The sequence below is a fragment of the Pseudomonas sp. WHRI 8519 genome, assembly GCF_040224055.2.
In the GTDB taxonomy this organism is placed as follows: domain Bacteria; phylum Pseudomonadota; class Gammaproteobacteria; order Pseudomonadales; family Pseudomonadaceae; genus Aquipseudomonas; species Aquipseudomonas putida_X.
This window is the reverse complement of the sequence record NZ_CP167996.1, coordinates 445,120-463,159: the sequence shown is the minus strand read 5'-3', so window position 1 is coordinate 463,159 and position 18,040 is coordinate 445,120. Positions and strand designations below refer to the sequence as shown.

Genomic DNA, 18,040 nt, shown 5'->3' with positions numbered 1-18,040 from the left:
CACGGGCCGACCTCGGTCGGCCCGTCATCCTCAGGCCAGCGCCTTGTCCAGCGCCCGCTCGATTTCACCCTTGATGGTGCCGCTCATCATCGACAGCATCATGCCCAGTTTCAGGTCCACACGGATGCTGTCTTCGCCAATGTGCACACTGCCGTTGGCGCCGCTGCGGGCGACGTCCACCCGGTCACCGTTCCAGGTGGCCTTGAGGTCGTATTCACGGCTCAGTTTTTCCACCAGCGTTTGAGCCTTGGCACGGGCCGCCTCGCGACCGAGGGTGTGTTTGCGTTCGACGCTGATCTGAGTCATACGGGTGTTCCTGGATATGAAGACATAATTGGCATTATGCCCGCCCCCGCCGCACGGTACACCCTGCCAAGACAAATGCGCCCATTCGCCCTAGAATGGCGATAATTTTTTCCGGTGAAGCGATATGAACGACCAGCGCAAAGGCGAACACGCCGAACCCACCACCCATTTCGGTTACCAGGATGTGCCCGAGAGCCAGAAGGCGAAGAAAGTCGCCGAAGTGTTCCACTCGGTGGCTGCCAAGTACGACCTGATGAACGATGTGCTTTCCGGCGGCATGCACCGCCTGTGGAAGCGCTTCACCATCGAGCTGTCAGGTGTGCGTAGCGGCAATCGGGTGCTGGACATCGCCGGCGGCACGGGTGATCTGGCTGCCAAGTTTTCGCGCCTGGTCGGCCCTACCGGCCAGGTGGTACTCGCCGACATCAACGACTCGATGCTCAAGGTCGGCCGCGACCGCCTGCTCGACCGCGGTGTTGCCGGCAACATCGAGTTCGTCCAGGCCGACGCCGAGAAGCTGCCATTCCCGGACAACCACTTCGACTGTGTGACCATCGCCTTCGGCCTGCGCAACGTCACCCACAAGGACGAGGCCATCCGCTCGATGCTGCGTGTGCTCAAGCCGGGCGGGCGCCTGTTGATCCTGGAGTTCTCCAAGCCGACCAACAAACTGATGTCCAAGGCCTACGACGCCTACTCGTTCGCCTTCATGCCCCTGGCCGGCAAGCTGATCACCAATGACTCCGAGAGCTATCGTTACCTCGCCGAGTCGATCCGCATGCACCCCGACCAGGAAACCCTCAAGGCCATGATGGTCGATGCCGGTTTCGACCGGGTCACCTACCACAACATGACCAGCGGCATCGTCGCCGTGCACCGGGGAATCAAGCCCTGATGTTGCTGGCAGGGCTGCTCGCCAGCGTCGAACATGGCCTGAACCGCGTCCTGCGCCTGGACAGCACGGCATTGCCGCGGCTGGGTGCGCTGGAAGGCAAGGTCATCGAAATCGATTGTCGCCAGCCGGCCCTGCAAGTGTTCATCCTGCCCGATGAACAGGGCCTGATGCTCGCCGCACACTGGCAAGGCGAGGTCGACTGCAGCCTGCGCGCGCCGGCCGGTAGCCTGCTGCAACTGGCCGTGGCCAAGGACAAGACCGCTGTGCTGCATAGCCCTCAGGTCGAACTGCATGGCGACACTGCCGTGCTGCTCGACCTGTTCGGCATACTGCAGGACCTGGAACTGGACTGGGAGCACGAACTGCAGCGCTGGCTCGGCCCGGTCGCCACTGCGCTGCTCGCCGGCCACGTGCGCCTGCGTGCACGCTGGACCCGCCAAGGCCTGGCACGCTTCAGCCAGAACCTGTCCGAGTACCTGGCCGAAGAGTCGCGCACCCTGGTAGGCAAGCGCGAAGCTGAAGCTGCCTTCATCGAGCTAGACACCCTGAAGGTCGATACAGAACGCCTCGAGGCGCGCCTGCAGCGCCTCTCCCGATCCCTTGATACCAGCGATAACGCATGAAGCTGCTCGCCGTCCGTCGTCTCTTTCGCATCCAGCGCGTGGTGATCCGCTACCGCCTCGATGACCTGCTCTTCGACCTACCGCTGCCGTGGTGGCTGCGCAGCCTGCGCCTGCTGATGCCGTGGCGCTGGTTGCCTCGCGGGCACTCCGAACTCAGCCGGGGGGCCCGTCTGCGCCTGGCGCTCCAGGACCTGGGGCCGATATTCATCAAATTCGGCCAGTTGCTGTCCACCCGCCGCGACCTGCTGCCCACCGACATCGCCGATGAGCTGATGCTGCTGCAGGACCGTGTACCCCCGTTCGACCCAAAACAAGCCGTGGCGCTTATCGAAAGCCAGCTTGGCGCCAAGGTGGGTGAAGTGTTCAGCCGCTTCGACGTCGAACCGCTGGCCTCCGCCTCGGTGGCCCAGGTGCATGCCGCGCGCCTGAAGACCGGCGAGGAAGTGGTGGTCAAGGTCGTGCGCCCGGGCCTCAAGCCGGTGATCGCCCAGGACCTTGCCTGGCTGTTCCTGATCGCCAAGGGCGCCGAGCGGGCTTCGGCCGATGCCCGTCGCCTGCACCCGGTGGAGATCGTCGGCGACTACGAAAAAACCATCTACGACGAGCTCGACCTGCTCCGCGAGGCGGCCAACGCCAGCCAGCTGCGGCGCAACTTCGAAGGCTCGGAGCTGATGTACGTGCCCCAGGTCTACTGGGACCTGTGCCGCCCCAAGGTGCTGGTGATGGAGCGCATCTACGGCGTGCCAGTGACCGACATGGCCACCCTGGCAGACCAGCGCACCGACATGAAACTGCTGGCCGAGCGCGGTGTGGAGGTGTTTTTCACCCAGGTGTTCCGCCACAGTTTCTTCCATGCCGACATGCACCCCGGCAATATCTTCGTCAGCACCGTCAAACCGTGGAGCCCTCAGTACATCGCCATCGACTGCGGGATCGTCGGCAGCCTCACCGCCGAAGACCAGGACTACCTGGCGCGCAACCTGATCGCCTTCTTCAAGCGCGACTACCGCCGCGTCGCCGAGCTGCACATCGACTCGGGCTGGGTACCGGCGCATACCAAGGCCAATGAATTCGAAGCGGCCATCCGTACCGTGTGCGAGCCGATCTTCGAAAAACCGCTCAAGGACATTTCCTTCGGCCAAGTGCTGATGCGCCTGTTCCAGACAGCCCGGCGCTTCAACATGGAAGTCCAGCCGCAGTTGGTGCTGCTGCAGAAGACGCTGCTCAACATCGAGGGCCTGGGCCGCCAGCTGTACCCTGACCTTGACCTGTGGAGCACCGCCAAACCGTTCCTGGAACGCTGGATGCGCGAGCGCTACAGCCCCAAGGCCATGTTCGGCAACCTGTACAGCCAGGCCGAACAGCTGCCGCACCTGGCCGGCATGACCCGCGACCTGCTCGAACGTCTTTCCCAGCCGCATCTGCACGACCCGCAGCTGCCCGAGCGGCGTCGCCAGGGCGACCGCTGGGCGCTGCGCCTGCTCGGTGCCGGCCTGCTGGGCGGCGGTGCGGTGCTGGCCGCAGGCGCCGCCGAGGCCGCCAGCCTGGCCGCCCCGGCCGCCTGGCCGGCGTGGCTGATGCTGGCAGCCGGCCTTTACCTGATCGTGCGCCAATAGCCAGCCGCGCTGCTGGCTGGCACACTAGCGCAAAGGGCCCGGCACAGAAGCGGGCCCGGTTTTGGAGTCGACGATGAAAGAGTGGCTGGACGAGATCAAGTGGAACAGCGATGGCCTGGTACCGGCGATCGCTCAGGACCACAAGACCGGACGCGTACTGATGATGGCCTGGATGAACCGCGAATCGCTGGCACTCACTGCCGCCGAGCAACGCGCCATCTACTGGTCGCGCTCGCGTGGCAAGCTGTGGCGCAAGGGCGAGGAATCGGGGCATGTGCAGAAGCTGCACGAAATGCGCCTGGACTGTGATGCCGACGTGATCATCCTGATGGTCGAGCAACTGGGCCATATCGCCTGCCATACCGGCCGTGAAAGCTGCTTCTACCGCGTCTTCGAAGACGGCCAGTGGAAAACCGTCGATCCGGTGCTGAAAGACCCGGATGCCATCTACAACGCAGGACACTGACATGAGCGACACCCTCAACCGCCTGGCCGAAGTGCTCGAAGAACGCAAGCAAGCGGCCCCCGACAGCTCCTACGTCGCCAGCCTGTACCACAAGGGCCTGAACAAGATTCTCGAAAAGCTCGGCGAAGAGTCCGTCGAGACCATCATTGCTGCCAAGGACGCTGCGGTCAGCAAGGATTACAGTGATGTCATCTATGAAACCGCCGACCTGTGGTTTCATAGCCTGGTCATGCTCAGTGCATTGGGCCAGCATCCACAAGCCGTGCTCGATGAGCTGGAGCGCCGCTTCGGCCTGTCCGGGCACGATGAAAAGGCCGCTCGCGGGCCTTCGGCCTGACTCAATAGCATTCTAGGAGAGCACCATGGGTATTTTTGACTGGAAACACTGGATCGTCCTGCTGGTCGTCGTCGTCCTGGTGTTCGGCACCAAGAAGCTGAAGAACTTCGGCAGTGACCTCGGCGAATCGATCAAGGGCTTCCGCAAAGCCATGAACGAAGAAGAAAGCAAACCCGCCGAGCAGACCCCACCGCCTGCCCAGCCGGTACCGCCCGTGCAGAACACCGCACAACAACCACAGGGCCAGACCATCGAGGGCCAGGCCCAGCCGGTCCAAGAGCCGCAGCGGAAAGACTGAGCCATGTTCGGCATGAGTTTCAGCGAGTTACTGCTCGTCGGCCTGGTAGCGCTGCTGGTGCTCGGCCCCGAGCGCCTGCCCGGTGCCGCGCGTACTGCAGGGCTGTGGATCGGCCGGCTCAAACGAAGCTTCAATTCGATCAAGATGGAAGTCGAGCGCGAAATTGGCGCCGATGACATCCGCCGCCAGTTGCACAACGAGCACATCATGCAGATGGAACAGGAAGCCAAGCGCATCCTCAACCCGCTGACGCCGCCTGCCCCGCCACCCGCTGCAGGGGCCACCGAGCAGCCCGTTGCCACGCCAACGTCGGCACCGGTAGCGCCTGCCCCTGCACCTGGGCAGCCCGAACAGTCTCAACCGCCGCGAGCCCCATGAGCGAAAAACCGCAAGACGACCAGCCCATGCCGCTGGTCTCGCACCTGACCGAACTGCGCACCCGCCTGCTGCGCTGCGTGGCTGCCATCTTCCTGATCTTTGCCGGGTTGTTCTCCTTTGCCCAGCAGATCTACACCTTGGTCTCGGCACCACTGCGCGAACACCTGCCGGCCCACGCCACGATGATCGCCACCGACGTGGCCTCGCCGTTCTTGACGCCGTTCAAGCTGACCATGATCGTTTCGCTGTTCCTGGCGATCCCGTTCATCCTGCAGCAGATCTGGGGTTTCATCGCCCCGGGCCTGTATCGCCACGAGAAGCGCATCGCCATCCCCCTGCTGGTGTCGAGCATCTTCCTGTTCTACGCCGGCATGGCCTTCGCCTACTTCCTGGTGTTCCCGTTGATCTTCGGCTTCTTCGCCAGCGCCACGCCGGAAGGCGTGTCGATGATGACCGACATTTCCAGTTACCTGGACTTCGTCATGACGTTGTTCTTCGCCTTCGGCGTTGCCTTCGAGATCCCGGTCGCGGTGGTGCTGCTGGTGTGGATCGGCGTGGTCGACGTGCAATACCTGAAGAAAATCCGCCCCTACGTGATCATCGGCTGTTTCGTGGTCGGCATGATCCTGACCCCGCCCGACATCTTCTCGCAGACCTTGCTCGCCGTGCCGATGTGGCTGCTGTTCGAGATCGGCGTGTTGTGCGGCAGCCTGATCCGCAAGCGCAGCCATGCCGAAGACGAAGCGGCAAACGACCATAACGACCAGCCGCCAGCGACCCAGCCGTGAATCTTTTGCTTCTTGAAGAGGCCGACTTCGTGTCGGCCGACCGCGTCGTCCTTGCCGATCGGCGCTTCACCCATATGCAGGAAATTCACCGCGTAGTGGTCGGCGACAGCCTGCGCGTAGGCCGCATCAATGGCCTGATGGGCACCGCTACCGTGGTACGCCTGGCACAGCACGAAGCCGAGCTTGAAGTCGGCTTCGACCAGCCGCCGCCGGCCAAGCTGCCGCTGACGCTGGTGCTTGCCGTGCCACGGCCGAAAATGCTGCGCCGGCTGTTCCAGACCGTCGCCACGCTGGGGGTACAGCGGTTGATCCTGGTCAACAGTTACAAGGTCGAGAAAAGCTTCTGGCAGACGCCGTTCCTCAGCCCCGAGAGCATCCGCGACAACCTGATACTGGGCCTGGAACAGGCCCGCGACACGGTGCTGCCCGAGGTGCTCATCGAAAAACGCTTCAAACCGTTCGTCGAAGACCGCCTGCCCGCGATCGCCGAAGGCACCTTAGGCCTGGTCGGCCACCCCGGCCCCTACCCCGCCTGCCCGCGCGCCGTCGAAGGCCCGGTAACACTGGCCATTGGCCCCGAAGGTGGCTGGATTCCGTACGAAGTCGAACTGCTGGGCAAGGCAGGGCTCGCGCCAGTACAGCTCGGTGACCGCATCCTGCGTGTGGAAACCGCCGTAACAGCCTTGCTCTCAAGGATTTTCTGACAAACGGGTCAGGTTTTTCCCATCAAGTTTCCACGGCGCAGGCCGATGCCTAGGCAACACAACAATAATCCGTGCTGCCAAGTTTACCGGGGAGTCGAACATGTTCCGATGGGTTACCGAAACGCTGGGAAATGTGAGCGTCAATCGCAAATTGGGGCTGGGCTTTGGCCTGGTACTGTTACTGACCCTGGCCATCACCTTCACGGGCTGGCAAGGCATGGACAGCATCATCGACCGTGGTGACAAGCTGGGCAATATCTCGGTCATCAGCCAAGGCACCCAGGAACTGCGCATCGCGCGGCAGCACTACCAGCGCGAACGCAGCGAAGCGGCGATCGGCGAACTGGAGAAGGCCCTCGCTAGCCTCGACCGCCAGATCAGCCTGATGCTTGGCCAGATCGAACAGCCCGTCGATCATCAGCGCCTGCAGCAACAGCAGGAGGCGGTGCGCAAATACCAGCAAGCTTTCGCCGACCTCAAGCAGGCCGGGCAACGCCGCGAAGCCAGCCGAAGCGTATTGGGTGACAGCGCCGACAAGGCAGCCGCACTTATCAGCAAGGTGCAGGAACGCCTGCTGCAAGCCGGCGACATCACGCCCTATCACAGCACGGTAGAGGTCAGTGCCCTGCTCCAGCAAGCACGCTTCCAGGTGCGCGGCTACACCTACAGTGGCGATGCGAACTACCAGCAGACTGCGCTCAACGCCATCGACCAGGCCATGACCAACCTCAAGGCGCTACCCGCCAAGCTGCCCGCCGAATATGCCGCCAGCCTCGACGACGCGTTGTCGGCCCTCGCCGCCTACCGCGATGCGGTCAACCAGTTCGGTAGCGCGCAATTGGCCAGTGATCAGGCCCTGCAGGTGATGACTGATCAAGGCACCGTGCTGATGGATAACAGCCAGAAGATGACGGTTTCGCAGACCGAAGTCCGCGATGCAGGCTCGCGCCAGGCGAAGGCCCTGCTTGCCTGCGCCACGGCACTGGCATTGGTGCTGGGCCTGATCGCGGCCTGGGCCATCACTCGGCAGATCATCGTGCCACTGCGCCAGACACTGGCCGCCGCCGAGCGCGTGGCCAACGGCGACCTGCGCCAGGACCTTCTGGCAACCCGTCGTGACGAGCTGGGGCAGTTGCAGGCCAGCATGCAGCGCATGACCCAAGGCCTGCGTGAACTGATAGGGGGTATCGGTGACGGTGTCACGCAGATCGCCAGCGCCGCCGAAGAGCTTTCGGCGGTAACCGAACAGACCAGCGCCGGGGTCAGCAACCAGAAGGTCGAAACCGACCAGGTGGCCACCGCCATGAACGAAATGGCGGCCACCGTGCATGAGGTGGCACGCAACGCTGAGCAAGCCTCGGAAGCGGCCCTGATGGCCGACCAACAGGCGCGTGAAGGTGATCGGGTGGTCAGTGAAGCCGTGGCGCAAATCGAGCGCCTGGCCGGTGAAGTGGTCAACTCCAGCGAGGCGATGAACCAGCTCAAGGCCGAAAGCGACAAGATCGGCAGCGTGCTGGATGTGATCAAGTCGGTGGCCCAGCAGACCAACCTGCTGGCGCTGAATGCGGCCATCGAAGCGGCGCGGGCCGGTGAGGCCGGACGCGGCTTTGCCGTGGTCGCCGACGAAGTGCGCAGCCTGGCGCAGCGTACCCAGCAGTCCACCGAAGAGATCGAAGAGCTGATTGCCGGCTTGCAAAGCGGGACCCAGCGAGTGGCCAGCGTGATGGACGCCAGCCGCCAGCTCACCGACAGCAGCGTCGAGCTGACCCGCCGCGCGGGCACTTCGCTGGAGACCATCACCCGGACCGTATCGTCGATCCAGGCGATGAACCAGCAGATTGCCACCGCCGCTGAACAGCAAAGTGCAACCGCTGAGGAGATCAACCGCAGCGTGATCAATGTGCGGGATATCTCCGACCAGACCTCGGCGGCGAGCGAGGAGACGGCCAGCTCCAGTGTCGAGCTCGCGCGGCTGGGCACCCACCTGCAAGACCTGGTAAGGCGCTTCAGGCTGTAAACCCGTACTGGCCCCATCGCCGGCGAGTCGGCCGTGGGGCCAGTGTGAATTCCCAAGCGCGCTGCTGAAATTTCCTACCCAATTCTCAGGTCAAGTCCTACAAGCCTTCCGCCGATGGGCAGGGGTGTCATGCCAGTAAAACGCCGGCATGGCTCCCCTACTCAACTGGATGGAGACTTGCCATGTTCGGCTACCTCAACCGCAGGATTGGCAACATCAGCGTCGGCGCCAAACTCGCTCTGGGTTTTGCCGTGGTACTGCTGCTCACCGTGGCCACTGCCGTCAGCGGCTGGCGCGCCCTGGACGGCGCAATTACGCGCTCCGAGCAGCTCAGCGAAATTGGCCAGATCAATGATCTGGTCAAGGACCTGCGCGCCGAGCGCATCACCTACAGGGTGTTGGCCGATGATGCCAGCAAGGCGCAGATCAGCCGCATCCTGCAACAGCTCGACGCCGGGCTGAGCGCGCTGCAGCAACGCAGCAGCGTCGATGAATCACGCCAGATGCTGACTCAGAAGCTGCAATTGCTGCAGCGCCTTCAGGACAATTTCGCCACTTTGCAACGCACCGTTGAAAGCCGGCGTGGCTTGCGCGAGGCCATGCAGGCGCAAGAGCAGAAGCTCAACGCTGTGATCGACGAACTGGAAACCCAGGCCTTGCTGAAGATGCCTGCCGACAGCCAGCAAAGTGGCCTGCTGGGCCTGATGGACAGCCTCACCCGGCACGTGGACGGCGCCAACCAGCAAAGCCTGGTGCCGGCGTACACCTTCTCGCCGCTGGAGGACTTCAGCAAGGTCGGCCAGGCGGCGCTGGATGCTGCTGACAAAAGCCTCGCTCAACTGATCCAAGCCCTCGCCCCCTTGGGCCTTGCGCGGGCAGTCATGGACCAGCCCGGCGTGGAGCTGGGGAAATACCGCACCAGCCTGGAGCAGTACCGCCGCGCCGCCTTGCGTGTCGAGCAATTGCAAAACGACATGGAGCAGATGGGTAACGAACTGCGTGCCGTGAGCCTGGAGCTGGGTCAGAGGAAGGTCGAGCAGCGCGACAGCGAAGCACTGGCCGCCCGTTCGCTGCTGACCAGCGTTGCGCTGCTGGCGCTGCTGGTGGGTGTAGCGGCCGGCTGGCTGATCACCTTGCAGATCACCCAGCCGCTACGCCAGACCCTGGCGTTGGCAGCGCGCATTGCCCGGGGTGACCTGAGCCAGGTGGAGTCTGTAGATCGTCGTGACGAAATGGGCCAGTTGCAGGCCAGCATGCAGAGAATGACCTTGAGCCTGCGCGAGCTGATCGGCGGTATCGATCAGGGTGTCGGCCATCTGTCACAGGCCGCCACGCAACTGGCCGCCAGCAGCGAGGACACCAAACTGCGCATCAGCCAGCAACGCGAGGAAACCGATCAGGTTGCCACGGCCATGAACCAGATGAGCGCCACGGTGCAGGAAGTGGCACAGAACGCCGAACAAGCCTCGCTGGCGGCAACCAACGCCGACCAGCAGGCCCAGCAGGGTGATCAGGTGGTGACTGAAGCCATAGGCCGTATCGAGCAGCTGGCCAGGCAGATGGACGATTGCCTGGCAGCGATGCAACATCTGGCGGGCGAAAGCCAGCGCATCGGCAGCATTCTCGACGTGATCAAGTCGGTCTCCGAGCAAACCAACCTGTTGGCGCTGAACGCCGCCATCGAGGCGGCGCGAGCAGGTGAGGCCGGGCGTGGCTTTGCCGTGGTGGCTGACGAAGTGCGCGGCTTGGCCCAGCGTACGCAGCAGTCGACGGAGGAGATCGAGCAGTTGATCGAAAGCTTGCACAACGGCACCGACGAGGTGACCAGCCTGCTCGACAACAGCAAGCGCCTGACCGAGCAGAGTGTCGAGCTGAGCCGCAAGGCGGGGGATGCGTTGAGCCAGATCACCGATACGGTGTCGAGCATCCAAGGCATGAACCAGCAGATTGCCACGGCCAGCGAGGAGCAGAGTGTGGTGGCCGAGCAAATAAACCGCAGCGTCATCAGCGTGCGCGACGCGTCGGACCAGACCAGTGCAGCCAGTGAACAAACGGCAGCCTCAAGCGGCGAGCTCGAGCAGCTAGGACAGCAGCTGCGAGGCATGGTCGGCCGTTTCAGCCTTTGAGAGCTGCAAGCTGCAAGCTGCAAGCTGCAAGCTGCAAGCTGCAAGCTGCAAGCTGCAAGCTGCAAGCTGCAAGCTGCAAGCTGCAAGCTAAAGCCGAACGCGGTGGACCGGCCATCACCGCTCGGCTTGTAGCTTGTAGCTTGTAGCTTGTAGCTTGTAGCTTGTAGCTTCACGCTAAGGCCGAACGCGGTGAACCGGCCATCACAGCTCAGCTTGTAGCCTGTAGCTTGCAGCTTGTGGCTTATAGCTCGCAGCTTGCAGCTGCTCTCAGAGCACTTGGCGCAGGAAGGTCTGGGCGCGGGGATCCTTAGGTGAGGCAAAGAACGCCGCGGGCGGCGAGTCTTCCAGCAGTTTGCCGTGATCGAAGAACAGTACGCGGTCAGCCACTTCCCTGGCAAAGCCCATCTCATGCGTCACGCAGACCATGGTCATGCCTTCCTGGGCCAAAGTCTTCATCACGTCCAGCACCTCACCGACCATCTCCGGGTCCAGCGCCGAGGTTGGCTCGTCGAACAGCATCACCTTCGGCTCCATCGCCAGCGCACGGGCAATCGCCACCCGTTGCTGCTGACCACCGGAAAGCCGCGAAGGGAACTCATTGGCCTTCTCCGAGATGCCCACCTTTTCCAGCAACGCCCGCGCCTTGGCCTCACGCTCGGCCTTGCCACGCTTGCGCACGACCTTCTGCGCCAGGCACAGGTTTTCCAGCACCGTCATGTGCGGGAACAGGTTGAAATGCTGAAACACCATGCCGACTTCCCGGCGGTAGGCGTTGATGTCGGTCTTCGGGTCTTCCAAGCGCAACCCGTTGATGGCCACATGGCCCTCGTCGAAATGCTCCAGCCCGTTGAGGCAGCGCAGGAAGGTCGACTTGCCGGACCCCGACGGGCCCAGCACCACCACCACTTCACCCTTCGCCACCTGGGTGGTGACGTTGTCCACCGCACGCACCACCTGGCCTCGGGTGTCGAATACCTTCAAAAGGTCACGGACTTCAATCACTTTGCGCAAGCCTCCGCTCGAGCCGGCTGGCCAAATGCGACAGCGGCAGGTTGATCAGCAGGTACAGGCCTGCCACGCAGAACCAGATCTCGAATGTCGAGAACGAAGTGGTGATGGCCTCACGGCCGCTCTTGGTCAGTTCGGTGATAGCGATCACCGAGACCAGCGAGGTGTCCTTGACCAGGCTGATGAACTGCCCGGCCAGGGGAGGCAGCACGCGCTTGAAGGCCTGCGGCAGGATCACATGGCGCATCGACTGGCTGGCGTTCAGGCCCAGCGAGCGGGCGGCCTCGTTCTGCCCTTTGGCGATCGACTGCACGCCGGCACGCACGATCTCGGCCACGTAAGCACCGGTGAACAGCGCCAGCGCCGCCACCCCGGCGAACTCCCGGGACAGGTTGAGCACGGTACCGATGAAGAAGTAGAAGATGAAAATCTGCACCAGCAGCGGCGTGCCGCGCACCAGTTCGACATACACGGTCGACAGGTCACGCAGGGTCGGGTTGTTCGACAACCGGCACAACCCGGCGAACAGGCCGATCACCAGGCCGAGCGCACCGGACACCACCGAGATCCACAAGGTGGTCCACAGGCCCCAGGCCAGTGGGCCTGCAGCCCAGTGACGGGTGACGCCGACCTGATCACCTTCGGCCACATCGTCACCGCGGCTCAGTTGCAGGCTGTCCTTGGCCACCTCGAGCACCTGCTCACCACCGCGCTCATCCTTGAGGGTAACGCGGGCGCTATCGCCGGAGACGACAATGTCCTGCACCGTGCCGTAATCGCTGGCACGCTGCACGTCCTCGGCCTGGTAGGCAAAGTATTGGGGTACGCGGTTCCAGCGCCACTCGTAGGAAATCATCGAGGTGGCCAGGTACAGGCTGATCGCCAAGCCCCCAAGGACCAGCGCAGTCAGCGCATGCCAGGGCCATTGGGCTTTCTTGTGTTTGATCACGTGGTTACTCCAGAAAGCGGCAAGCCGCAAGCCACAAGCTGCAAGAGCAAGCAGACCGCGTATGGGCCGACCTCCTCCTGCAGCTTGCAGCTTGCGGCTTGAAGCTGCTTCTTATTCCATTTCCTTCAGCCAGTCCTTGTTCTTGAACCACTTGTCGTGGATACGATCGTAGGTCCCGTCATGCTTGATCTGGTGCAGGAAGTTATTGATGAAGTTGATGCTGTCGTAGTCGCCTTTCTTCAAGCCGAAAGCCAGGGGCTCGTAGGTGAAGGGCTCGTCGAGGAACAGCAGCTTGCCGGCACCGGCCTTGTCGACCGCCACTACGTTGTACGGCGCATCGTAGACGAAGGCATCGGCCTTGCCGCTGACTACGTCCATCACCGCTTCCTGCTCGTTGTCGTAGCCGTGGTACTTGGCCTTGGCGATCAGTTTCTTGGCGACCATCTCGCCGGTGGTGCCGAGCTTGGAAGTGATGCGGTACTTCTCGTTGTTCAGGTCTTTGTACGACTTGATCTCGCCAGCCAGCTCCTTGCGGATCAGCAGGGTCTGGCCAACCACGATGAAGGGTTCGCTGAAGTTCAGGCGCAGGTTGCGTTCCTGGGTCAGGGTCATGCCGCTGCCGATCATGTCGAACTTGTCGGTCAGCAGGGCCGGGATGATGCCGTCATAGGCGGTGGAGACGGTCTCCAGCTTCACGCCCATGGATTTGGCCATGGCCTTGAGCAGATCCACTTCGAAGCCAATGATTTCGCCGCGCTTGTTGGTCATCTGGAACGGCATGTAGGTCGGGTCCATGCCCACCCGCAAGGTACCGCGCTTGACGGCATCGTCGATGGCACCGGCCTGGGCCGAGGCCACCGCGACCAGCGCCGTGACGCCGACCAGCAGCCGCGAAAGGTATTTCTTCATCATCACCAAGTCCCCTAGCAAGAAAAGTAGCGAATCTTATTGTTGGCACGGCCGTACCGGCCGGCATGGCTTTTCGGAGAGGGATGCTAACGCATGGCGGCCCTGGGACCTAGAGCCGGCGGGGACTTTGTTGGCCAAAATCCGAAGGGTGTGAGGAAGATAGGAAAACCCTTCCGCCGGCAAGCCGGCGAAAGGGCCGCATGGCGGCCCAGGGTCGGTCAGGCGCCAACCAGGCTAGGTTGAGCCTCGTTCGCCGGGTGCAAGGGCAGCAACGGCGAATGCGGGTCGTTGTTGATCGATGCACGCCACGCGTCGATCCAGGCCGCATTGTGCTCTGCCCACACCTGAGCATGCAGGCGTGCCAAGGCGACCGGGTCGCTCAGCACGGCGAGGCGAGTACCCAGGTCCAGGCCTTTGGGCCCAGCCTCTATCGCCTTGGCAAGGCGCTCGGCACGCATCGCCTCGATCGCTGCCGACTGGCCATGACGGGCAGTGGCCATGGCACAGGCCAGGGCGTTCTGCCGCGGGTCGACCACAGCGCGGACGAAGCCGTCGTGCAGGGCATGCCAGCGATTCTCGTGGGTGTACTGGTCGGTGGCGAGCAGCTCCTGGGGCGTTGCGTACTCCTCAGGGATCAGGAACAGCTTCTCGTCCTTGGCTGCCAGGCCCAGGCGTGTACGGCTGGAGATCACCGAAACGGGGATCGACAGCACCAGCGAACCGACGATCGGTGCCAGCCACCACAGGAAGCTTGGGTTCAGCCACGCCACCAACGCCGCCCAGGCGATACCCAGCAGGGTTTGCGGGCCATGGCGACGTACCGCCTCGCTCCACGGGGTCGAATCGTCGTCGCGCTGCGGCGAGTTCCAGGTAGCAGCCCAGCCAAGGAATGCGGCCAACACGAACCGGGTGTGGAAGATCATCCGCACTGGCGCCAGCAGCATGGAGAACAGCATCTCCATCAGCATCGACAAGGTGACCTTGACCCGCCCACCGAACTCGACCGCGCCCTTGGCCCAGATCAGGATGATACTGAGCAGCTTGGGCAGGAACAGCAGCACGATGGTGGTGGAGAACAGCGCCACGGCCTTCTCCGGGTGCCACTGCGGCCACAGCGGATAAAGCTGGTACGGCTCGATGAAGTATTGCGGCTCCATCAGCGTGTTGGTGGCCAGCAGCGCGGTCGACAACACCAGGAAGAAGAACCACAGCGGCGCCGACAGGTAAGACATCACGCCGGTGAGGAACACCGCACGGTGCACCGGGTGCATGCCCTTGACCAGGAACAGGCGGAAGTTCATCAGGTTGCCATGGCACCAGCGGCGGTCCCGCTTGAGCTCGTCAAGCAGGTTCGGCGGCAGCTCTTCATAGCTGCCCGGCAGATCATAGGCAATCCACACGCCCCAGCCCGCACGGCGCATCAGCGCCGCTTCGACGAAGTCGTGGGAGAGGATCGCGCCGGCGAAGGCGCCCTTGCCGGGCAACGGCGCCAAGGCGCAGTGCTCGATGAACGGCTTCATGCGGATGATCGCGTTATGGCCCCAATAGTGTGACTCGCCCAGCTGCCAGAAGTGCAGGCCGGCGGTGAACAGCGGGCCGTACACTCGGGTGGCGAACTGCTGCATGCGCGCGTACAGCGTGTCCATGCCCGACGCCTTGGGCGCGGTCTGGATGATGCCGGCGTCCGGATTGGCCTCCATCAGGCGTACCAGGCTGCTCAGGCACTCGCCACTCATGACGCTGTCGGCGTCGAGCACGACCATGTACTTGTATTCGCCCCCCCAGCGACGGCAGAAGTCGTCGAGGTTACCGCTCTTGCGCTTCACACGGCGGCGGCGGCGGCGGTAGAAGATGCGGCCGAAACCTTTGGTCTCGCGGCAAACGTCCAGCCAGGCCTGTTGCTCTGCCACGGCGATGTCCGTGTCGTTGGTATCGCTGAGCACGAAGAAATCGAAACGGTCGAGGTTGCCGCTGGCTGCGACCGATTCAAAGGTCGCCCGCAGCCCTGCGAACACGCGCGGCACGTCTTCGTTGCAAATAGGCATCACCAACGCCGTACGTGCTTCAGGAGCGATCGGCTCACTGCCGGCACTGCTGCCGGAGATACGGTATTTGTCACGCCCGGTGAGCAGCTCGAGGAAGCCCATCAGCGCGGTCCAGAAGCCCGCCGACACCCAGCAGAAGAGGATGCCGAAGAGGATCAGGATGGAGGTCTGCAAGGCATAAGGCCAGACCTGCACGACGGTGTCCCACAGCGGCTGGTTGACCACTTCGTCGAGGTCGACGAACGACCAGCCCTGGTACGGCAGGATGCCCTTCATGTACCAGCCGGCGACGAGGGTCTGGCCGATCATGAGGGTCAGCAGGATATAGCGGCGGATCGAGCCGACCGTGCGCCAGCGCGCCGGAGGCAGCTCGCGCTTGGGCGGCTGCGGCGCATTGGTGCGGCCGGTCATGCGCCGCCACACGCGGATCAGCACATTGGTACGCCAGGGCTCGGGCACAACCCGGGTGCGCTTGATCGGCGGTGCGATCTTCAGGCAGAGCCGGCCGCTGCCGTCGACGCCGAGCATCTCGGCGTCTTCCAGTTCGGCGGCGCTGCCCACCGTCAGGCGCGGGCCCACCGAGGCCTGCACGGCCTCGTGGGTGGTGGCGGGCGCATTGCCCGCCAGGCGTTGGTGCAGCTCACTGAACGAGGTACAGCTGGCGAGTTCCGCGCGCTGCTCATCGCTCAGTGGGAGGTGGGCCAGGTACTCGCCAAGCGATTCCGGCCTTGCGCTTGAGTTACTCATCGGCAGGCAACTGATAGCTCCAGGTCTCGGTCAGCACTTGTTCAGTGGTGGCCGGGGCCCCGTTGGTGGATGCCGCGTCGGCGGCAGGTTGTTCAGCCTTGGCAGGTTGCTCGGCCTTGGCAGTTTTTTCAGCCTTGCCATGCTTGGTCGCGGCCTTGTCCTGCTTGGCTTCTTCGGCAGGCTTGGCCGCCTCGACCGGAACGTCACGAACCAGTGCGGCACGCATCTCGGTAGCCTTGTTGGCCTCCTTGATCTTCATCCGCAGGGTCAGGCGCCAGCCCTTGGTCTCTGGGTTATAGCGCAGATTGTTCTCGACCACCTCAGCGTTGTCGCCGACGCTGATCTGGCTGCGTACCGCCGCGTCTTCCGGCAGGGCGGCCAAGGCCGGGCCGGCGAAGTCGACCAAGAACGCCACGCTGCCGTCTGGTTGACGGATCAGGTTGGACTGCTTGACGTCACCGGTGGAACGCATGGTCTGGGTCACCGAACCCAGCTCCTGGGCCTGGAAACGCGCCTCGTCGATGGTCCAGTGCAGGCGGTAGGCGTACTCGAACGGCTTGCCTGGTTCTGGCAAGGTTTCCGGGCTCCAGAAGGCAACTATATTGTCGTTGGTTTCGTCGGCGGTCGGGATCTCGACCAGATCGACGGTGCCCTTGCCCCAATCGCCCTTAGGCTCGATCCAGGCGCTCGGACGCTTCTGGTAGTTGTCGTCGAGGTCTTCGTAATCCTTGAACTCGCGATGACGCTGCATCAGGCCGAAACCGCGCGGGTTCTCGACGCTGAAGTTGCTTACCGACAGGTGTTTGGGGTTGTTCAGCGGGCGCCACAGCCACTCGCCGTTACCGGCGTGGATCGACAGGCCTTCGGAGTCATGCAGGGCCGGGCGATAGTTCATGACCTTGGACGGCTGGTTAGGACCGAACAGGAACATGCTGGTCAGCGGCGCGATGCCCAGACGGCTGACGTGGTCACGCAGGAACACGCGGGACTGCACATCGACCACGGTATCGTTGCCCGGGCGCAGGATCAGCTTGTAGGCACCGGTCGAGCGCGGCGAATCCAGCAAGGCGTAGATCACCAGGTGCTTGTCGGCCGGCTTGGGTTTTTCGACCCAGAATTCGGTGAAACGCGGGAACTCTTCGCCCGAAGGCAGCGCGGTGTCGATGGCCAGGCCACGGGCCGACAGGCCGTACACATGCCCTTTGCCGACCACGCGGAAATAACTGGCCCCCAGCAGGGTCATGATTTCGTCCTGCTTGTCGGCCTTGTTGATCGGGTAAAGCACGCGGAAACCGGCGTAGCCGAGGTTCTTGGTGGTTTCAGGGTCGTGCGGCACGTCACCGAACTCGAAACGGCTCGGGTCGTACTTGATTTCCTCGACGGAGGTGGCGGTGACTTCGTTGATTTTCACCGGTGTGTCGAAGTGCATGCCCTGGTGGTAGAAGGACAGCTTGAACGGCGTCTTGTCCTTGGCCCACTCGGCCTTTTCCTGCAGGAAGTGAATCTTCTGGTAATCCGCGAATTTCATGTCGCGGAACACTGCCGGCAGATTGCTTTTCGGTGCTTCGTACTTCTGGCCGGCGAGATCCTTTGCCTTGGCTGCAACATCGTCAAGATTGAATGCCCACAGGTGGCCCGCGCTCATCAGGCCGACCAGTGCCGCACTGGCCATCAGGGCCTTGCGCAGCCGATTGCCGGGGATTCTAGATGCTTTATGGGGACTAACAATCACGAGCAACCCTCGCCGAAAACAGATCATGAAACCAACGGCCAGCGACAAATGCCGGGTTGGCGAGCACTGTTCGGACCCCGTGAGGGCGTAATGATT

General features: G+C 63.1%; 17 protein-coding genes. 11 read left to right on the top strand and 6 right to left on the bottom strand.

Translation table 11 applies throughout. The annotated features are described in order from the left end of the window. Window positions 1-30: 30 nt before the first annotated feature. Window positions 31-306, bottom strand: a complete 276-nt coding sequence (locus ABRP30_RS02145) for a polyhydroxyalkanoic acid system family protein (protein WP_241804087.1) — start codon at window positions 304-306, stop codon at window positions 31-33. 124 nt (window positions 307-430) lie between these two features. Between ABRP30_RS02145 and ubiE the strand changes: the two genes are divergently transcribed. From ubiE to ABRP30_RS02090, 11 genes are all read left to right on the top strand, one after another. Continuing rightward, complete coding sequence (gene ubiE / locus ABRP30_RS02140; RefSeq protein WP_012312396.1) at window positions 431-1,201, top strand: bifunctional demethylmenaquinone methyltransferase/2-methoxy-6-polyprenyl-1,4-benzoquinol methylase UbiE; 771 nt, start codon at window positions 431-433, stop codon at window positions 1,199-1,201. Next, window positions 1,201-1,824, top strand: a complete 624-nt coding sequence (locus tag ABRP30_RS02135; RefSeq protein WP_267820475.1) for an SCP2 domain-containing protein — start codon at window positions 1,201-1,203, stop codon at window positions 1,822-1,824. The genes ubiE and ABRP30_RS02135 overlap by 1 nt, the downstream gene beginning before the upstream one ends. Then, entirely contained in the window at window positions 1,821-3,440 is a 1,620-nt protein-coding gene (gene ubiB, locus ABRP30_RS02130) for a ubiquinone biosynthesis regulatory protein kinase UbiB (RefSeq protein WP_241804089.1), read from the top strand. Before ABRP30_RS02135 ends, ubiB begins: the two co-directional genes overlap by 4 nt. Window positions 3,441-3,513: 73 nt before the next feature. Further along, complete coding sequence (hisI, locus tag ABRP30_RS02125) at window positions 3,514-3,906, top strand: phosphoribosyl-AMP cyclohydrolase (protein WP_012312393.1); 393 nt, start codon at window positions 3,514-3,516, stop codon at window positions 3,904-3,906. A gap of 1 nt (window position 3,907) precedes the next feature. Next, complete coding sequence (locus ABRP30_RS02120) at window positions 3,908-4,243, top strand: phosphoribosyl-ATP diphosphatase (RefSeq protein ID WP_241804091.1); 336 nt, start codon at window positions 3,908-3,910, stop codon at window positions 4,241-4,243. Between the two features lie 25 nt (window positions 4,244-4,268). Further along, window positions 4,269-4,541 (top strand): twin-arginine translocase TatA/TatE family subunit, encoded by a 273-nt coding sequence (locus tag ABRP30_RS02115; protein WP_241804092.1) that lies wholly within the window; start codon window positions 4,269-4,271, stop codon window positions 4,539-4,541. A gap of 3 nt (window positions 4,542-4,544) precedes the next feature. After that, window positions 4,545-4,919: a Sec-independent protein translocase protein TatB gene (gene tatB, locus ABRP30_RS02110; RefSeq protein WP_267820469.1), complete on the top strand. Its 375-nt coding sequence runs from the start codon at window positions 4,545-4,547 to the stop codon at window positions 4,917-4,919. Further along, a complete protein-coding gene (gene tatC / locus ABRP30_RS02105) occupies window positions 4,916-5,707 on the top strand; it encodes a twin-arginine translocase subunit TatC (protein WP_267820467.1) in 792 nt (263 codons plus the stop codon). The genes tatB and tatC overlap by 4 nt, the downstream gene beginning before the upstream one ends. Beyond that, entirely contained in the window at window positions 5,704-6,411 is a 708-nt protein-coding gene (locus ABRP30_RS02100) for a 16S rRNA (uracil(1498)-N(3))-methyltransferase (protein ID WP_267820465.1), read from the top strand. Before tatC ends, ABRP30_RS02100 begins: the two co-directional genes overlap by 4 nt. A gap of 100 nt (window positions 6,412-6,511) precedes the next feature. Then, a complete protein-coding gene (locus ABRP30_RS02095; protein ID WP_267820463.1) occupies window positions 6,512-8,428 on the top strand; it encodes a methyl-accepting chemotaxis protein in 1,917 nt (638 codons plus the stop codon). Between the two features lie 182 nt (window positions 8,429-8,610). Beyond that, a complete protein-coding gene (locus ABRP30_RS02090) occupies window positions 8,611-10,554 on the top strand; it encodes a methyl-accepting chemotaxis protein (RefSeq protein ID WP_267820461.1) in 1,944 nt (647 codons plus the stop codon). Between the two features lie 267 nt (window positions 10,555-10,821). Here ABRP30_RS02090 and ABRP30_RS02085 read toward each other — a convergent pair whose 3' ends face one another. From ABRP30_RS02085 to ABRP30_RS02065, 5 genes are all read right to left on the bottom strand, one after another. Beyond that, window positions 10,822-11,556, bottom strand: a complete 735-nt coding sequence (locus tag ABRP30_RS02085; RefSeq protein WP_241804127.1) for an amino acid ABC transporter ATP-binding protein — start codon at window positions 11,554-11,556, stop codon at window positions 10,822-10,824. Then, a complete protein-coding gene (locus tag ABRP30_RS02080; RefSeq protein WP_241804098.1) occupies window positions 11,549-12,511 on the bottom strand; it encodes an amino acid ABC transporter permease in 963 nt (320 codons plus the stop codon). The genes ABRP30_RS02085 and ABRP30_RS02080 overlap by 8 nt, the downstream gene beginning before the upstream one ends. A gap of 111 nt (window positions 12,512-12,622) precedes the next feature. Beyond that, the gene (locus ABRP30_RS02075; RefSeq protein WP_241804128.1) at window positions 12,623-13,420 is read right to left on the bottom strand and encodes a transporter substrate-binding domain-containing protein; all 798 of its coding nucleotides are present in this window, start codon (window positions 13,418-13,420) and stop codon (window positions 12,623-12,625) included. A gap of 218 nt (window positions 13,421-13,638) precedes the next feature. Beyond that, complete coding sequence (mdoH, locus tag ABRP30_RS02070) at window positions 13,639-16,212, bottom strand: glucans biosynthesis glucosyltransferase MdoH (RefSeq protein ID WP_267820458.1); 2,574 nt, start codon at window positions 16,210-16,212, stop codon at window positions 13,639-13,641. Next, window positions 16,205-17,884: a glucan biosynthesis protein G gene (locus tag ABRP30_RS02065; RefSeq protein WP_267820456.1), complete on the bottom strand. Its 1,680-nt coding sequence runs from the start codon at window positions 17,882-17,884 to the stop codon at window positions 16,205-16,207. The genes mdoH and ABRP30_RS02065 overlap by 8 nt, the downstream gene beginning before the upstream one ends. Window positions 17,885-18,040 lie beyond the last annotated feature (156 nt).

Bases quoted from the DNA above. Each gene is read 5' to 3' on its own strand.
- ABRP30_RS02145 (WP_241804087.1), bottom strand. From the start codon at position 306: ATGACTCAGATCAGCGTCGAACGCAAACACACCCTCGGTCGCGAGGCG.
- ubiE (WP_012312396.1), top strand. From the start codon at position 431: ATGAACGACCAGCGCAAAGGCGAACACGCCGAACCCACCACCCATTTC.
- ABRP30_RS02135 (WP_267820475.1), top strand. From the start codon at position 1,201: ATGTTGCTGGCAGGGCTGCTCGCCAGCGTCGAACATGGCCTGAACCGC.
- ubiB (WP_241804089.1), top strand. From the start codon at position 1,821: ATGAAGCTGCTCGCCGTCCGTCGTCTCTTTCGCATCCAGCGCGTGGTG.
- hisI (WP_012312393.1), top strand. From the start codon at position 3,514: ATGAAAGAGTGGCTGGACGAGATCAAGTGGAACAGCGATGGCCTGGTA.
- ABRP30_RS02120 (WP_241804091.1), top strand. From the start codon at position 3,908: ATGAGCGACACCCTCAACCGCCTGGCCGAAGTGCTCGAAGAACGCAAG.
- ABRP30_RS02115 (WP_241804092.1), top strand. From the start codon at position 4,269: ATGGGTATTTTTGACTGGAAACACTGGATCGTCCTGCTGGTCGTCGTC.
- tatB (WP_267820469.1), top strand. From the start codon at position 4,545: ATGTTCGGCATGAGTTTCAGCGAGTTACTGCTCGTCGGCCTGGTAGCG.
- tatC (WP_267820467.1), top strand. From the start codon at position 4,916: ATGAGCGAAAAACCGCAAGACGACCAGCCCATGCCGCTGGTCTCGCAC.
- ABRP30_RS02095 (WP_267820463.1), top strand. From the start codon at position 6,512: ATGTTCCGATGGGTTACCGAAACGCTGGGAAATGTGAGCGTCAATCGC.
- ABRP30_RS02090 (WP_267820461.1), top strand. From the start codon at position 8,611: ATGTTCGGCTACCTCAACCGCAGGATTGGCAACATCAGCGTCGGCGCC.
- ABRP30_RS02075 (WP_241804128.1), bottom strand. From the start codon at position 13,420: ATGAAGAAATACCTTTCGCGGCTGCTGGTCGGCGTCACGGCGCTGGTC.
- mdoH (WP_267820458.1), bottom strand. From the start codon at position 16,212: ATGAGTAACTCAAGCGCAAGGCCGGAATCGCTTGGCGAGTACCTGGCC.
- ABRP30_RS02065 (WP_267820456.1), bottom strand. From the start codon at position 17,884: ATGGCCAGTGCGGCACTGGTCGGCCTGATGAGCGCGGGCCACCTGTGG.